We start from the raw sequence: 16,451 nt of genomic DNA, 5'->3' as shown, positions 1-16,451 counted from the left end.
CAAAATAAGCCATCTTCTTTATTATAATTTTGAAATGCAATTAAGGTGCCAGGGTTAACCTACGACAACCAATTAAGTGGTGGAATAGCTTTTCCCTTTAGTCTTATTTCAAAGTATAGACCGTTTTGTTTAATTCCGCCGGTATGCCCTACACTGGCAATTTGTTCATTTTGACGTACATATTGGCCTTTGTTTTTAAATAAAGATTGGTTATGAGCGTATAAAGTCATAAAACCTTGTCCGTGATCAATGATAAGAAGTAAACCATATCCTTTAAGCCAATCGCTAAATACTACTTTCCCTGGATAAATGGCAGTAACTACTGTTCCTTCCTCGGCAAAAAATGTCACTCCTTGGTTCATTTTGCGTAGAGAATGGTTCTGACTCTGGATCGGAAGCGGCAATTTTTTGCGCATCTGACTAAAGGGCTTACTTGCTTGGTTAAAAGGTTTACTTGTTGGAGTACTACTTTGTTGCGCTAGTGACTTAAGTAAGCGTGCTAAATTCTCTTTATTTTTTCGTACCTCCCGCAAGGTGTTTTGATTATCTTGAATTTCATGATTCAGTGATTGAATTAAAGCAGTATGATAACTTTTGTTTTTTTGCAGTTGCTGCTGATGCTGAGTAAGCTCAGCTTTTAGTTGTTTGTTCGCAATAAGTTCTACCCGAAGTTTTTCTTTACTTTCACTGAGACTTACACGTGTTTTATCAATTTTATCAATAAGTTGTTGTCGTGATTTAACAATATATTGATAGTACGTCAGAATCCGACTCACTTTATTGGGATCATCCTGATTAAGCAATAATTTAAGCGGCTGATATTCGCCCATTTGATAACGAGCACGTACATGATTGGCTAATAATTGTTGTTGGGTAATCAGCTGTTGATTTAACTGATTTACTTGATTTTGTAATTCAGTAATTCTATTTTCTTTATTCTTAATGTCATCCTGAATGGAGTGTAGCTTATGAACCCCTTCACCAATTTGCTTTTCGGTTTCTGACAATTCCTTATTTAAAACACCTCGTTTATCATGAGCTGAGTTTAAGTTTTGTTGAAGGCTGTTAATTTGCGCATCCAATTGCTTTAACTTATTTTGTGTTTGCACTACGGTGGAAGTCGGTTCTGCATGCACTTCAAAACAGAACAGCATACTAAAGACCAATCCGGCAAAAGAAATAGTGTAATTCCGTTTATTCATGAGTATTTTTTTCTAACAATTGATGACCTGTCATTTCCACTGGAGGAGTAATTCCTAGTAAAGCAAGCATTGTTGGTGCGATATCAATTAAGCTGCCTTCGCTTCGGGAAAAATGCCAATGACCTCCGACATATACTAATGGCACAGGTTCACTAGTATGAGCAGTATGTGCTTGAAGTGTTGTTTCGTCAAACATTTCTTCTGCATTACCATGATCCGCTGTAATGAGTAATTTCCCACCTTGTTTTTCCAGCGCATTCCAGACTTTACTCATGCATTGATCAAGGCATTCTATTGCGCGAATCGTAGCTTTAAAATCCCCGCTATGTCCTACCATATCGGCATTGGCATAATTACAAATAATGACATCATAAGCATTACTGTTAATTGCCTCGACCAAGCATTCTGTTAATTGAGGTGCGCTCATTTCAGGCTGTAAATCATATGTGGCAACTTTGGGGGATGCAATTAAGATCCTTTCTTCGTGAGTAAAAACATTTTCATTCCCGCCATTGAAGAAAAAAGTTACATGGGCATATTTTTCTGTTTCAGCAATGCGTAATTGACTTAAGCCATGGACTGCTAGAACTTCCCCTAAGGTATTATTTAAAAGAATAGGAGGAAAGGCTTGGGTCGTGGGTAATTTTTTATCGTATTGAGTCATACTGACAAAATAGGATAATTGAGGTTGTACAGCACGGTTAAATTTTTTAAATGTTGGATCAATAAAAGCCGTGGTTAATTGTCGGGCTCTGTCAGCTCGAAAATTAAAGAAGAAAATGGCATCTCCATCTTCAATGGCTTTCTTTTTGCCTATACGAGTCGGAGGTATGAATTCATCAGACAGATTTTGTTGATAATAAGATTTTATCGCTGTTTCTGCATCCTCAAAATGATGCTCACTGCTGCCTTGAGTTAATACAGTATAAACAGGCTCTATTCTTTCCCAACGATTGTCTCTGTCCATAGCATAATAGCGCCCGCTAATTGAACACACTTGAGCTACCGGATGTGTTTTTAACTCTGCATTGAGGCGTGCCAAGCTTTGTAACACGCTTTGTGGCGGAGTGTCTCGCCCATCTAAAAATAAATGCAAATAGACAGAAGTAAATTTTTGTTGGGCACATAAGTTGAGTAGGGCAAATAAATGCTGTTCGTGACTGTGGACTCCTCCTGGGGAAAACAATCCCATGATGTGCAACGATTTTTCAGTTTTCTGCAATGTGGAAATTACATCATGGAAAACCGGGTTATTGGCAAATTCGCCATTCTTTATGCTTTCGTTAATGCGCGTGTAATCTTGTTGTATTACTCTACCTGCACCAATATGCATATGTCCTACTTCTGAATTACCCATTTGCGCATCAGGTAAACCAACTGCAAACCCAGATGCTTGCAAAAGAATATGGGGGCAACTTTTCCACCATTCATCCCATTGAGGGGTGTTGGCTTGGGCAATAGCATTATGTTTGTTATTTTCATTATAGCCCCAGCCGTCTAAGATCATGAGCAACAAGGTTGCTTTTTTTTGCATGCAATTCTCCGTAGAGTACAGTCAAATTTGGTGGGTGGATTATACATTATTTGGCAGGTATTTCGTAATGTATTCGTTCCTTTCATAGTTCATTGATCTACAAAACTTAAGGTATGTTTGTCCACTCATTTTTAGTAAATCGTGATATAGTGTTTTTTTTCTAAAATAGTGCATTACATTGTTAACTTACAAGGGTGAATAGTGTCATTTTTGTATTAAAAAGGTTAGACTATGTACCATTTATTTAGATTGGGAAGAGTAGTTTGGAACAAAAAATTCCTCAGCATGTTGCCATTATTATGGATGGAAACGGTCGTTGGGCTGAAAGTAGAGGGCTGCCGCGTATTGAAGGTCATAAAGCGGGTGTTGAGTCTGTAAAAAAAATGATTCGCTGCTGTATGACTAAAGGAATTCCTTGTCTTAGTTTATTTGCTTTTAGCTCTGAAAACTGGTGCAGACCAGCAGAGGAGGTTAATTTTTTAATGGAATTATTCCTGGAGTCCTTACGAAAGGAAATTTTTGAGTTGAATCAGCATGGAATACGCATGCGATTTACTGGGGATCGCAGTGTACTCTCACCGGTGTTGCAAAAACAAATGCGAGAAGCTGAGCTTTTGACAGCAAATAATGAGCAATTAATTTTGAATGTGGTTGTAAATTATGGTGGTAAATGGGATGTGGTCAATGCGGCAAAAAAAATAGCCCGATCCGTATTGAATGGTGAACTGTCTGTAGAAGAGATCAACGAAACCAGTTTTGCTCATTATTTGGATACAGAAGGGTTATCCGATCCTGATTTATTTATTCGCACCAGTGGTGAATTGCGAATTAGTAATTTTTTCCTCTGGCAGCTTGCTTATACAGAGCTATATTTTAGCGAGGTTCATTGGCCGGACTTCGGTGAACATGAACTTGAGTTGGCTTTAGCTTCATTTAATAAAAGAAAAAGAAGATTTGGGCAAATTTCCTAATTCATTTTTTAACACTAAGAAGGGCAAATTTATGTTCTTGCAGCGCTTAATTACAACACTGATTTTAGTGCCCTTGGTTTTATGGCTTATTTTTTATGGCAATCAGTGGCTTTTGGCAGGAATTGTTTTGCTTGTTTTTTTTGCTGCAACTAGAGAGTGTCTTCAGTTAATCCCTTTGAAAAATTGGACTTTTCAAGCTGGATTTTTTGTGTTGATGTTTTTTTGTTTGTGGGCATGTAATTATCTTTTTTCTTATTGGTTATATGTTGGATTAATTGTTTGGGCTTTCAATATTCTTGCTATTCTTTGGTTCCCCAGCTCTCAGAAGTATTGGGGCTATCCTGTCATTGTAGCCGCTGTATGTCTGTTGCTCTTACCTTTATTCGTGCAAAGTCTTGTTCACTTATATTATTTACCTCATGGTAAAGCCTTACTTGTTTATTTATTGTTTTTAATTTGGGTTTCAGACACAGGGGCTTATATTAGTGGAAAGCTTCTGGGGAAACATAAATTAATTCCGCGAGTTAGCCCTGGAAAGTCCTGGGAAGGGGTTGTGGGCGGCGTTATTTTTTCCATGTTGATTGCTTGGATTGGTTATGGTTATTTTAATCCAGCGAGCGCAGTTCATTGGTTCGTTTTAGCTATATGTACTATAATTATTGCGATCTTTGGTGATTTATTCATCAGTATATTGAAGCGTCGTTGTCATTTAAAAGATACAGGCGCTATTATTCCTGGTCATGGGGGTATTTTAGACCGTTTGGACAGTTTAATTGCAGCTTTACCTTTATTTTATTTCGGGCTCACTTTATTTGTGAGTGTGAAATAGCAGGAAAGAACTTTTACCTAAATCTCGGAGAATTTTAGGAGAGTAATTCTCGAGTATACTTCATTTGGGATTGCACTATGCTTTCAACATTGCTGTATTTTCTTTTGGCCCTAGTCTTGTTGGTTACAGTCCATGAGTATGGTCATTTTCAAGTGGCGCGTTGGTGCGGTGTTAAAGTACTACGTTTTTCTTTTGGCTTTGGTCCTATTTTGGCGCATTGGCGTGATAAAAAGGGAACAGAATATGCGTGGTCTCTGTTTCCTCTTGGCGGCTATGTCAAAATGCTGGACGAATCTGAAGGAAATGTTGCCGAAAACGAACGTCATTTAGCCTTTAATAATCAATCTCTTTGGAAAAGAACTGCAATTGTTCTTGCAGGTCCTTTTTTTAATTTTCTTTTTGCTTTTGTCGCTTTATGGTGGGTATTGGTTATAGGAATGCAATCTTTAGCACCTATGATTGAATCGGTGAGGCCTAATAGTATTGCGGCGCATGCTGGAGTAAACGGCAAAGAAGAAATTGTTGCGCTGAATGACACTAAGATCAACAGCTGGCGCGATTTTCAGTATGCGATTATGCCTCTTGTCGGTTCTCAGGAAACGATCCAATTAACGCTGAAGTCCATGGTCGATGGGCATCGACGTCAAGTTTCTTTGCCTTTGGCTGATTGGCAATTGGATAGTAAAAAGCCAGATCCGCTCCAAAGTTTAGGGATTGAGCCTTTTATTCCTTCGATTCCTCCTATAGTTGGTGAAGTCGTTCCCAATTCCCCAGCAGCAAAAGCAGGATTAGAAAATGGCGACAAGATATTAAGTGTGGATGGAACGCCTTTTAACGACTGGTTGTTTTTAGTGAATTATGTGCAGGAACGCCCCGCGAAACAAGTGACTTTATCTATTAATAGAAAAGGAAAGATACAAAAGGTTGTAGTACTAACTGGTAGCCAGGAAAATAAGGGGAAAATAGAAGGGTTTTTAGGCGTACGGTCACAAAAGGTCAATTGGCCAGAACATTGGTTGCGTTTGGAAAGACAAGATCCTTTAACTGCCGTAGGGACTGCATTAAATCAGACTGTGCAATTGACCGCTACTACATTTACTTTAATGGGTAGGTTGGTTACTGGAAAATTGGGATTAAATAGTATTAGTGGTCCAGTGGGTATTGCTCAAGGAGCAGGTGATTCTGGGCGCAACGGGTTAACCTCCTATTTATTTTTTCTTGCTTTGGTGAGCATCAGCTTAGGTGCATTAAATTTGTTACCCATACCTATGCTGGATGGTGGGCATTTGCTGTATTATTTATTGGAAGCCGTTCGACGCAAGCCTCTATCTGATAATTTAAAATCTGCAGGAGCCTATTTAGGTTTATTGCTATTAGCTGCTCTAATGTTTATCGCATTGACTAATGATTTATCGAGACTAGCAGGGTAGTCGGGGATATCAATCGGGCAACAATCGCAAAGTATTGGCAAAGTCAGGGAACAAAAACTTGACAGTAGTTTCTACTTCCTATAAAAAGTGTTTCAATTTTAGGTGTACAGAGTTTGATACTTAAAAGTACACGTAGTATTGGGCGTAAAATAATAATGAAAAAAATCAGCAGTAAGTTAATATTAAGTGTTTGTTGTTCCTCGCTCATCGCCTGGTCTTCACAAACAATCGCAGCAGATACTTTTGTCGTTCGAAGTATTAAAGTTACCGGTTTGCAGCGTGTTTCTACGGGAACGGTACTCAATTATATTCCTGTTCAAGTTGGAGAGGAGGTAGGTCCAGAATCAACTGCTGAGATTATTCGAACCCTTTACGATACTGGTTTTTTTCAATCTGTTTCATTGGAACGTCAAGGCAATGTTTTAATTGTCAATGTAGTTGAAAGGGCAACTATAGGCTCAATCACCGTGGTAGGAAACAAAGAAATTCCTAGTGACAAAATGAAAGATTTCCTTAAAGAAATGGGTTTGGTCAAAGGTCGTGTCTTTCAAACATCTACTTTGGAACGTTTGGAAAAAGAATTAAAGCAAGCCTATAACGCCCGAGGCAAATATAATGCACGTATAGAAACTCGAGTAACTCCTTTAACTGATAATAGAGTAGGCATTACCGTTACAATTTCTGAGGGTCGTGTCTCGCGAATTAAACAAATCAAAATAATAGGTAATCACGATTTTTCTACCAATGAATTGTTACCTGAATTCGCTTTATCAAAATCTGGTATTTTTACCTACTTTACTAAAAAAGACCAATACTCCAAGTCGGGTATGGATGCATCTTTAGAAGCATTACGTTCCTTTTATATGGACAGAGGTTACTTAAAGTTTAAGATCATATCGTCACAGGTATTGCTGTCTCCAGACAGAAAAGACGTTTATATTAATGTTCATATTGAAGAAGGGCCTCAATATCACTTTTCAGGCTACAAAGTAGTAGGAAAGCCGATATTACCACCGGAAAAAATTAATTCATTAGTACAAGTTAAAAAAGGTGCGGTTTTTTCACGTAAAAAGGTAACTGATACCATTTCTGCTATTGGTTTGGCTTTAGGAGATGTAGGTTATGGTTTCCCAGCAATTAATGCAGATCCTCAACTCGATGAAGAAAACAAAACCGTATTCATTACTTTTATTGTACAGCCAGGTAGGCATGTATACGTTCGTCGTATTAAATTCCATGGCAATACCAAAACAAGTGATTATGTATTGAGAAGTGTCATTCGTCAGGATGAAGGCGGGTTGTTATCTCTGCATAACATTAAAGAATCTGAAAGACAATTGCGCTTATTAGGCTATTTGAAAAATGTGGATGTTAAAACGAATCCAGTACCAGAAGCAAATAATCAGGTTGATTTAGACGTGCAAGTAGAAGAAGCACCTTCTGCTGAAGCGAGTGCTTCCATTGGCTATGGTACTAACGGTTATCAATTGAATGCTTCAGTAAATCAACATAACTTTATGGGTACTGGACGTTCGATGGGTGCTGCATTTACTGCGAGTCAATGGGGGCAAGACTATACTATAAATTACTATAATCCTTTTTATACCGAAACAGGTATAGGACGAGGTCTAAATCTTTATTATGCTCGCGTCGACCCCAAAAACCTCAATGTAAGTACATACAGCTCTAACCGCTTTGGTGCTGATGTGAATTACAGTATACCACTGGGTGAAACGAGCCGATGGCAATTGGGTTATGGTTATCAAGATATAGATATCAAAAGCGTTGGAAATGTAATAGTCATTAAGAACTTTGTGCAAATGTATGGAAGACATTTCCAGGAAATTCGGTTATCTACTGGATGGAATCGAAACAGTTATGATCAATTTCCATATCCTACAAGAGGGATTAATCAACAACTTTCGGCTGTAGTTGCTTTACCAGCGAGCTCGAACTCTTTATCTTATTATAAAGGGTCGTATCAAGCACGTATGTACCAACCTATAGCACGAGGATGGATTTTCTCTTTGCAAGGGTTTGCAGGTTATGGAAATTCCTTTAACAGTAACGGATTGCCATTTTTCGAGAACTACTATGCAGGGGGTATCGCACAACCTGGCCAGGTACGCGGATATGACAGTTACTCTTTAGGACCATTGGATAATTTCCGTAACTCCGTGGGAGGTAACTTATTACTCAGTGGAACCGCCGGAATTATCCTGCCTTATCCTTTGAGTCGAGACAATATGCGAACAACAGCCTTTGTTGATGCGGGTAACGTATTTGCTGTCAATACTTTGTCTACTTTAACTGGAAAGTATGAAGGTCCGTTAAGATATTCAGCAGGGGTTTCACTTGAATGGCGCTCTCCTTTTGGACCTTTGTCATTTAGCTTGGCTAAGCCATTGAATCCTCAGCAATTTGATCAAAAGCAATTCTTCCAATTTGCTTTATCCTCAGGATTCTAACTTATTCCTTTCTCCTCTGATTAAGGGGGGAAAGGAGAAATGTAAATAGACCCTTCTATTTATCACAAAATTATCGAAAATCATGCTGTATATATCGCAACCTATTTGGAATTGTGCTAGCATCATGCTCTTTAATTTAGGAGATTAGTTATGAAACGGTTAGGTCTGGTCTTAGTGGCCTTTGTTTTCAGCGTATTTGGCGCAAGCGCGTTTGCTGATGCAGCAAAAATTGGTGTGGTTGATCTACAAAAGATCATGCAAACTTCCAGTCAAATAAAAGAAATCCAAAAAAAATTGGAGAAAGAATTTAAGCCACGTCGTGATAAACTCGTTGCGGTTGAAGCGGGTATTAAAGCGGATATGGAAAAGTTCAAGCGTGATAGTGCAATTCTAAGTGCTTCTCAAAAGAAAGAGATGGAGAAGAAAATTGTTGGCGCACAACAACAATTTGAGCGTGATGGACAGCAATATCAACAAGAATTAAGTACAGCAAATAACGAAGCAATGGAAGCATTATATGCTAAAGTTCGTGCAGCGATTGCAAAAGTAGCTAAAGATGACAAGTACGACCTTATTGTACAAAAAGATGCAGCTCCTTTCAGTGCAACAACGCTTGATGTAACTGATAAAGTTGTAAAAGCAATTAATTAATTTTGGCGATGTCGCGTTGCTAACTTTAGCAGAACTGGCAGAACATTTAGGTGGCGTGTGGCATGGAAATGCCAATCACGCCATTTTTTGTTTTGCTTCTCTGAGCCGAGCTACATCAAAGGATGTCGCTTATTATGATAATTCAGCATTACGTCAAGCTCTGGATACGACATCAGCAGGTGCAGTGATACTCAAAGCAAAAGATCATCATCTATATGAGGGAAACTGTATTGTTGTATCCAATCCTTTACAAGCAATGATGCAGGCTGCCCAGTTTTTATCCGTACCTGTATCTCCAAGATCTGGTGTTGATTCCACAGCCATAATTCATCAATCTGCTCAATTAGGTCAAGGTGTATCTATAGGCGCTTACAGTGTGATTGGTGCAAATACACAAATTGCAGATGGAGTTACAATAGGTGCAAATACGGTTATTGAATCTTCTGTGCGCATTGGTCAAAACAGTCAGATTGGACATAAAGTAGTGATCCATGCAGGTTGTCAGTTGGGCGCTTATGTAGTTATAAACTCAGGCTGTATTATTGGTGCCTCCCCTTTTAATTATTTAAAAGAGCATGGGCACTGGCAACAGGGTTATAGTGTTGGTGCTGTTATTATCGCAAATCAAGTACAAATAGGTGCTAATACTGTGATTGATAGAGGTTCTTTAAGCGATACCTACTTGGGAGAAGGAGTTTGTATTGATAATTTGGTCCAGATTGCACATGATGTATTAGTTGGTCAAAATACAGTCATTGCAGGATGTGCCGCTTTAGGCGCATATGCGCAAATCGGCGCAGATTGTATTATTGGCGGTGCCAGTTGCATTGCAGCCCATGTGCATTTGGCAGATGATGTAGTGATTACTGGAATGTCCACAGTAAGTAAATCTCTTGCCAAATCAGGAATTTATTCATCTGGAACTTTAGTACATGAACATCGCCGTTGGCGTCGTAACGTAGCGCGATTTAGGCGATTGGATGATTATATAGTGAAGCTTGGTGCTTTAGAGAAAAAGTTAAGTCATATTGAATAGGAACTAATAAGAGGGATAAGTTTTTAACATTAACAATTGATTTGAACCAGCTAAATCAGGATAATGTTTTTTCCTTTGAGCCTCACTTTTGAACCATGCTAAGCATACTTATTTAAGCGAGAAACTGCAATGAGTGAACCTGTAGATATAAAACAGATTTTTAGTATATTGCCACACCGATACCCTATGATTTTGATAGACAGGGTATTGGATTTCAAGCCATTTGACTGTTTGACGGCTATAAAAAATGTCACTATCAACGAAAATTTTTTTAGTGGCCATTTCCCAGAAAATCCAATTATGCCAGGAGTATTAATGCTGGAGGCGTTGGCACAAGCCAGTGGACTATTAGCGGGATTATCTCAAACACCAGAAGAAATTGATGGTATTTTGCATTTTTTTGCAGGTATAGATAATGCAAAATTTAAACATGTGGTTACTCCAGGAGATCAATTGCGCTTGGAAGTAAAAATATTAGCAAGAAAAAGAGAGTTTTGGCGTGTGCATGGCGAAGCTTATGTGGGTGATAAACTGGCCTGTTCCGCGGATTTATTAAGTGCTGCAAAGGAAATTCAAAAGTGATAAGTGAACGAGCGATAATTCACCCCACTGCAAAATTGGCAAAAGGGGTATCAGTAGGTCCTGGCGCTGTAATTGGTGCTGATGTAGAAATTGGTGAAAATACGTGGATTGGTCCTTATGCAGTGATTGAAGGGCCAACTACTATTGGGAAAAATAATAAAATTTTCCAATTTGCTTCCGTAGGTGATGAGCCCCAAGATATTACTTATAAAGGTGAGTCAACTCGATTAGAAATAGGTGATGATAATATCATTCGCGAATATTGCATGATTAGTCGAGGAACTGCTAAAGGGGGCGGAGTAACCCGTATAGGAAATAAAAACTTTTTAATGGCGTATTCCCATGTAGGACATGATTGCATGATTGGCAATCAAATTATTTTGGTAAGCTATGCTGCTTTATCAGGACATGTAACTGTCGGTGATTATGCAAATATAGGCGGTTATGCAGCAGTTCATCAATTTTGTCATATAGGCGCCTATGCCTTTATTTCTAGAGCTTCGTATGTAGGTAAAGACGTACTTCCTTATCTGATGATTTCTGGTGATACGACTTCTGCATGTGGCATTAATACGGTGGGGCTACGCAGACGAGGATTTTCATCTGAAGCAATCGACGGCTTACGACGCGCTTACAAAATAATTTTCCGCAAAGGGTTAACAGTACAACAGGCAGTTGCTGAATTGGAGTTGATGCAAAATGAATGCCCTGAGGTAGTTTTAATGATTGATGCATTAAATCAATCCACGCGTGGAATTGTTAGGTAATTGATTACAAAAAAATTTAATTAGAGTGATATCCTATGCTAGACATTCAATTATTACGGGATGATCCGCAATTTGTTGCTACGCAGTTGTTAAAGCGAGGTTTTAAGTTTGATGTTGCATCTTTTACTGCTTTAGAAGAAAAACGTAAAGCACTCCAAGTTGCAACACAAGCATTGCAAAATGAACGTAATTTGCGTTCCAAAGCCATTGGCGAGGCAAAAGCTCGTGGTGAAGATATAGAGCCAATGCGTGAAGATATGAATCGTCTTGCGAAGGAGTTAGAAGAAAAAAAAGCTGAGTTAGAGGGTTTATTACAGCAAATTGAAGCAATTGCTTTAAGATTGCCTAATATACCCCATGAATCAGTTCCTGTTGGTGAAGATGAACAGCATAATCAAGAGGTAAGGCGTTGGGGCAAGGTTACTCCTTTTGATTTTCCGGTTAAATCTCATGATGAGTTGGGGGATAGTTTAGGTCAAATGGATTTTGCTTTGGCTGCGAAACTTACAGGCAGCCGTTTTGTGGTTATGAAAAATCAATTGGCCAGATTACATCGAGCCCTGATTCAATTTATGTTGGACATTCATACCCAACAGCATGGTTATCAAGAAATTTATGTGCCTTATATTGTCAATGCAGACAGCTTATTGGGGACAGGACAATTACCTAAATTTGAAGAAGATCTGTTTAAATTAACGGGAGAGCATGGATATTATTTGATTCCTACGGCAGAGATTCCTGTCACAAATACAGTCCGTGATACTCTTTTAAATGAACAGGTTTTGCCTATTCGTTATGTCTGTCATACGCCTTGTTTTCGTAGTGAAGCAGGCTCATATGGTAAAGATACCAAAGGAATGATCAGGCAGCATCAGTTTGAAAAAGTAGAACTGGTTTGGATTACCAAGCCTGAAGATTCTTATCTCGCTTTGGAGCAATTGGTTAATCATGCTGAAACAATTTTACAGCGTTTAGAACTGCCTTATCGAGTGGTAACCCTTTGTACCGGTGATATGGGTCCTAGTTCAGCAAAGACCTATGATTTAGAAGTTTGGTTACCCAGTCAAAATACTTATCGAGAAATCTCATCCTGTTCTAATATGGAATCGTTCCAGGCACGACGTATGAAAGCTCGCTACAGACAAGAACACTCACGTGAGATTGAATTGGTTCATACCTTAAATGGCTCTGGCCTTGCAGTAGGCAGAACATTGGTTGCGTTGATGGAAAATTATCAGGATAAAGAAGGAAACATTCATATTCCAACGGCCCTAAGACCCTACTTAGGTGGAATGGAGTGCATTCAACGTATCATTTAAAAAACCGAACACTCCAGGGTCTGTTTACATTTAGTTAACGAATATCTTTGTTGCAGCTTTGCTGCAACAAGAATAAATCATTTCTTTTAAAATCCTGCTCTAATGCTATTTTCTATTTTTTGTTCATTGAAATTAACGTTTGGTTCAAGTGACATTGACTTTTCATTTTTTTGTGGCGGTGAAAAAAAAGTGAGATGGTGACTTACAAAGAGACTGTTTTTTATAGTAGAACTCTTTCCAAACTCAACTGCGGTGCTCCAATCCTCATGTGATTGCGTGTACACTTCGGCTCTCTGCTCCGCGTCTCCTCGCACTTCACTCGCCTTGTTGATCTCATCGTGTAACTCATAGTGCTCTTGCATTAAATTTTCCAGTTCGTCTACATGCTTCATAGAAGCAGTAAGCTCATCCCTATTGATTTTTTCTAATTCTGAGCTTAAGCATTTGCATTGATTAAAAATTGAATTTATTTCCAAAACATCATCATTCAATTGCTTCCAGGCTTGACGTATGAGTGCAAGAATTCTAGGTGTTGGGGCATTTTGATTGATGGGTGTTGTGAATAGTGCTTTATTTTTTAATGCACGCCGATGAACCGTTGCTATTTGATGGAGTAAGGTTTTTTTAATATGAGATTGCAGATTTGGATTGGTTTGGATTGTTTTTAAAATTTTTCTTAAAAGCTCAATCTTGCTGCTGTATGCCAAATAAAAAATGTTTATTCTCCTAACCGGGTATTCAAATGATAATAGGAGAGGTTTCTTTATATCCTGCTTGAATAGACCCATTGTTGGCAAGCAATAGGCATTATGTTTTTGCTCCGGATTGCGAGTCTTTGCTTTAGGGGAACATGTTGCTTTTAAGAGCGTGCTCTTTTTTCGTCTTATCTTATAGCGCTCTTTTTTAATTAAGGCGATCAAATGATGTAATTTTGTCGTTAACGATGGGGTTTTAAATAATTTTTCAATGACATTAAATTGTCCTGTAATGGTCAGAAAAAATAATAAGTTGCGTTTGCACAAAAATTTGAATTCACGATTTTTTTGTTCATTTTGATGCATCACATCGATTTTATTGGGGGTTGCATTAATTTTTCTAAGCCATGCGAGATACGATATGAGCAAGGGGTAAGTTGCTTCGGATAATTCGTGTTGTTTGAAAAAAAATCGTTGTGAATTATAAATAGTCCTTTTTAAATGTACATCCAGAGCTAATTGAATGGCATCCATATCACTCAATTCCTGTTCGTCCAAGTTTTAAAAGTATAGTAGTTTTTGCAAAATGTGCATTTATTTTGGTCTGGTTGATTTTTTGATTGTCTTTCAGTGGGTTAGGTAATTTTTTGACTCAATGCGTATTTATTTTTATGATGTGTTTTTATTCTGTTTCAAGAAAAACTATGCTTATCGATTCTTCAGAGCTGCTTCATGCTGTAGAACTTTATTTACGCCATTGGTTTTCATTTCCAAAAGATAAAGTATTTGCGCAAGTAACAACGGCTATGCATCAAAAACCGCACATTAGAACCATGGCTCTCTATCATTTCACTCCCGATGGCTCTCTTATTTTTCTGACTGATACTCATTCACCAAAATGGACTCATTTAAATCATTGTCCCAATGTAGGAATTTGCTTAGCGAATCCGGAGCATGGCCAAATTATTGTAGAGGGAAGAGCAATATTGCATACAAGTCAGAGCAATTTGCCTTTGGCCAGTTTATATTGGCAAAATTATTTGGATAAATATTGGCGAAATTATTATTTAACTAACTCCAATACATGTGATGGGATTTCATTATCTTTTGGAGTCATACAAATCATACCCACTTTGTGGCAAATTCTCGAAATTAATAAAAATGATTTTTTAAAAGGTTCAAGAGCCGAATATAAATTTAAAAATGGTACATGGATTAAAAATCAATTACCCCTTTTTTAAGTGAAGCGGATACGGAATTTTATTTTTAACGTGTGTTTTTGAAAAGCAAAATAGGAATGTAATTGTGACAAATGGATTTTTTTATTTTTTAATTTTAATCTTCTATATCATAGTGCCTTTTTCTCAAAAGACTTTTGCAGCCTGTGCTCTCATGGATTCGTCGGGTCAAACTGTTGAGCGACCTCATGATGCTTTAGGGTTATTACTTTTATCTGAAAACACATGCCCAAACAATGTTTTTGAATTACGTCAGCTTTGCAAAAACTCAGGCTTGCAATTGGAAACTACATGGGTTGCAAATCGAGGGTTTCATAATCCTGGTGAAGGGAGTTTTAGTTTATTTGAGATGGTTTTTGGCGCATTAAAAACACCAGATAATCATCTGCTCATTAACGCGGGCGATTTTTTCTTTGGACATTTTACGGCAATCAATTCAGAAGGTGAGTTAATCGCTGATCAGAATCCAGAAAAAAATTCACTGATGATCGAAGCGTTTGCTTGGGATCCCAAGAAAGAAGCATTTAATTTCTATGAGCTGCGTGGTAATGGTACCCAAGGTCAATGGATTTACCGAGGAGACTCATTGGATATTTTTGCTGACAATGAATTGCTCCATCGCCAGCCTGACCCACAGCATCCTCAGTTTGGTAAGCGACTCCGGTGTTCTGGCTGTCATAGTGCTGGAGGCCCTATTATGAAAGAGCTGGATCAACCTCATAATGATTGGTGGGACCCCATTAGAGGGTTAGATTTTGGAGGAAGAAGGCCTGATGCCTCGTTACACGATATTTTAGAAACCTTGGTCTCTTCAGAAGAATTAGCTAAAAATGTCATAATAGGCCTTAAAAAATTGAACCAAAGCAAGACATTGTATCGAAAACAATCAGGTTCATTACAAGAACAACTTCGACCTTTATTTTGTCCTGTTGAATTAAATTTGATGTCGGACGTTTTTCCTAATGACGCACTGCGCTCTGAAATAAGTATTCCTGCTGAATTCTTCCTTGATCCAAGATTTTTGCAGGCCGAAGAAAACCAAGCAATTAGGATTTCTCGTACTTTTTATACTATCGCATTAAATGCAGTAGGTAGTTATTTTCCTGAAACTGATTTAAATGATGCAGATCATGCTTGGCTTACACCGGTTAAGGCGAAATCAGATCAATTGGCAGTAGATAATTTAATACAACACGGGATAATTGATCAGAAGTTTGTATTGGATGTTTTAGATGTAGATAGAACCAATCCAGTATTCTCATCAGCACGTTGTGGTCTTTTGCGTTTGCTACCTAATACAACGACTCCCAAGTGGCGGGAAACTTTTATGAAAAAACTCGAGCAGTCTCAGGATTGGGCTGCTAAAAAATTACTTAAAAATCTTAGCTCCCCACAACAAAATGTCGAATTCTATATGCGAAAAGCCAAAAGGTTTCTTCTGCAATGCCAGTCGAAACTGCAAGACAGCGAACATGTTGTGAGGATGTATCATTTATTGATGCAAAGACGTGCCGAGGTTCGTGCATCTGAAATTTCATTGAATCCTCTAGGACAAATTTTGGAGCCCGGATTTCGTGTTATTTTTCCTGAAAATAAAATCATCCCAAGGCCAGGAGCATTAAAGCTTACCTCTATGTGCGAGGTAGTTGAAGAAGCTCAACACCCTTTTAGTCCGGATTTGTTGCTTTTTTGATGAAACTATTTTAAGCACAACGGGTTTTATTTGATC

General features: G+C 38.2%; 14 protein-coding genes. 11 read left to right on the top strand and 3 right to left on the bottom strand.

The features are described 5' to 3' along the window. Positions 1-59: 59 nt before the first annotated feature. Positions 60-1,202, bottom strand: a complete 1,143-nt coding sequence (locus Lani_RS04520) for a murein hydrolase activator EnvC family protein (RefSeq protein WP_019233575.1) — start codon at positions 1,200-1,202, stop codon at positions 60-62. Next, entirely contained in the window at positions 1,195-2,736 is a 1,542-nt protein-coding gene (gene gpmI, locus Lani_RS04515) for a 2,3-bisphosphoglycerate-independent phosphoglycerate mutase (protein ID WP_019233576.1), read from the bottom strand. Before gpmI ends, Lani_RS04520 begins: the two co-directional genes overlap by 8 nt. Positions 2,737-2,999: 263 nt before the next feature. Here gpmI and Lani_RS04510 point away from each other — a divergent pair, with 263 nt between their 5' ends. The 9 genes from Lani_RS04510 to serS all read left to right on the top strand — a co-directional run bounded on the left by Lani_RS04510 (position 3,000) and on the right by serS (position 12,789). Further along, positions 3,000-3,707 carry an isoprenyl transferase gene (locus Lani_RS04510; RefSeq protein ID WP_019233577.1) on the top strand — a complete coding sequence of 236 codons (708 nt, stop codon included), beginning with the start codon at positions 3,000-3,002 and terminating at the stop codon, positions 3,705-3,707. 31 nt (positions 3,708-3,738) lie between these two features. Further along, positions 3,739-4,536 carry a phosphatidate cytidylyltransferase gene (locus tag Lani_RS04505; protein WP_019233578.1) on the top strand — a complete coding sequence of 266 codons (798 nt, stop codon included), beginning with the start codon at positions 3,739-3,741 and terminating at the stop codon, positions 4,534-4,536. Between the two features lie 77 nt (positions 4,537-4,613). Continuing rightward, positions 4,614-5,966 carry an RIP metalloprotease RseP gene (rseP, locus tag Lani_RS04500; protein WP_019233579.1) on the top strand — a complete coding sequence of 451 codons (1,353 nt, stop codon included), beginning with the start codon at positions 4,614-4,616 and terminating at the stop codon, positions 5,964-5,966. Between the two features lie 155 nt (positions 5,967-6,121). Further along, a complete protein-coding gene (gene bamA / locus Lani_RS04495) occupies positions 6,122-8,434 on the top strand; it encodes an outer membrane protein assembly factor BamA (RefSeq protein ID WP_019233580.1) in 2,313 nt (770 codons plus the stop codon). A 150-nt stretch (positions 8,435-8,584) separates the two neighbouring features. Beyond that, positions 8,585-9,085, top strand: coding sequence for an OmpH/Skp family outer membrane protein (locus Lani_RS04490; protein ID WP_019233581.1), 501 nt, complete (start codon positions 8,585-8,587; stop codon positions 9,083-9,085). 16 nt (positions 9,086-9,101) lie between these two features. Further along, positions 9,102-10,121 carry a UDP-3-O-(3-hydroxymyristoyl)glucosamine N-acyltransferase gene (lpxD, locus tag Lani_RS04485; RefSeq protein ID WP_019233582.1) on the top strand — a complete coding sequence of 340 codons (1,020 nt, stop codon included), beginning with the start codon at positions 9,102-9,104 and terminating at the stop codon, positions 10,119-10,121. Between the two features lie 129 nt (positions 10,122-10,250). Further along, positions 10,251-10,703: a 3-hydroxyacyl-ACP dehydratase FabZ gene (fabZ, locus tag Lani_RS04480; protein ID WP_040522516.1), complete on the top strand. Its 453-nt coding sequence runs from the start codon at positions 10,251-10,253 to the stop codon at positions 10,701-10,703. Next, complete coding sequence (gene lpxA / locus Lani_RS04475; RefSeq protein ID WP_019233584.1) at positions 10,700-11,470, top strand: acyl-ACP--UDP-N-acetylglucosamine O-acyltransferase; 771 nt, start codon at positions 10,700-10,702, stop codon at positions 11,468-11,470. Before fabZ ends, lpxA begins: the two co-directional genes overlap by 4 nt. Positions 11,471-11,505: 35 nt before the next feature. Further along, positions 11,506-12,789 carry a serine--tRNA ligase gene (gene serS, locus Lani_RS04470; protein WP_019233585.1) on the top strand — a complete coding sequence of 428 codons (1,284 nt, stop codon included), beginning with the start codon at positions 11,506-11,508 and terminating at the stop codon, positions 12,787-12,789. An 86-nt stretch (positions 12,790-12,875) separates the two neighbouring features. On the opposite strand, the gene Lani_RS04465 is transcribed toward serS, so the two are convergent. After that, a complete protein-coding gene (locus Lani_RS04465) occupies positions 12,876-14,018 on the bottom strand; it encodes a hypothetical protein (RefSeq protein WP_058388417.1) in 1,143 nt (380 codons plus the stop codon). Between the two features lie 170 nt (positions 14,019-14,188). On the opposite strand from Lani_RS04465, the gene Lani_RS04460 reads away from it, so the two are divergent. Both Lani_RS04460 and Lani_RS04455 read left to right on the top strand, forming a co-directional pair. Next, on the top strand, positions 14,189-14,725 hold the full coding sequence (locus Lani_RS04460; protein ID WP_019233587.1) for a pyridoxamine 5'-phosphate oxidase family protein: 537 nt from the start codon (positions 14,189-14,191) through the stop codon (positions 14,723-14,725). Positions 14,726-14,789: 64 nt separating this feature from the next. Continuing rightward, on the top strand, positions 14,790-16,415 hold the full coding sequence (locus Lani_RS04455) for a hypothetical protein (RefSeq protein ID WP_019233588.1): 1,626 nt from the start codon (positions 14,790-14,792) through the stop codon (positions 16,413-16,415). Positions 16,416-16,451 lie beyond the last annotated feature (36 nt).

Source organism: Legionella anisa (assembly GCF_001467525.1).
Taxonomy (GTDB): domain Bacteria; phylum Pseudomonadota; class Gammaproteobacteria; order Legionellales; family Legionellaceae; genus Legionella; species Legionella anisa.
This window is presented reverse-complemented; position numbering and strand designations above follow the sequence as displayed.

What these genes read in the sequence shown, in the direction of transcription:
- serS (WP_019233585.1), top strand. Translation starts at nt 11,506, where the DNA reads ATGCTAGACATTCAATTATTACGGGATGATCCGCAATTTGTTGCTACG.
- bamA (WP_019233580.1), top strand. Translation starts at nt 6,122, where the DNA reads ATGAAAAAAATCAGCAGTAAGTTAATATTAAGTGTTTGTTGTTCCTCG.
- Lani_RS04520 (WP_019233575.1), bottom strand. Translation starts at nt 1,202, where the DNA reads ATGAATAAACGGAATTACACTATTTCTTTTGCCGGATTGGTCTTTAGT.
- Lani_RS04465 (WP_058388417.1), bottom strand. Translation starts at nt 14,018, where the DNA reads ATGGATGCCATTCAATTAGCTCTGGATGTACATTTAAAAAGGACTATT.
- fabZ (WP_040522516.1), top strand. Translation starts at nt 10,251, where the DNA reads ATGAGTGAACCTGTAGATATAAAACAGATTTTTAGTATATTGCCACAC.
- Lani_RS04460 (WP_019233587.1), top strand. Translation starts at nt 14,189, where the DNA reads ATGCTTATCGATTCTTCAGAGCTGCTTCATGCTGTAGAACTTTATTTA.
- rseP (WP_019233579.1), top strand. Translation starts at nt 4,614, where the DNA reads ATGCTTTCAACATTGCTGTATTTTCTTTTGGCCCTAGTCTTGTTGGTT.
- Lani_RS04490 (WP_019233581.1), top strand. Translation starts at nt 8,585, where the DNA reads ATGAAACGGTTAGGTCTGGTCTTAGTGGCCTTTGTTTTCAGCGTATTT.
- gpmI (WP_019233576.1), bottom strand. Translation starts at nt 2,736, where the DNA reads ATGCAAAAAAAAGCAACCTTGTTGCTCATGATCTTAGACGGCTGGGGC.
- Lani_RS04505 (WP_019233578.1), top strand. Translation starts at nt 3,739, where the DNA reads ATGTTCTTGCAGCGCTTAATTACAACACTGATTTTAGTGCCCTTGGTT.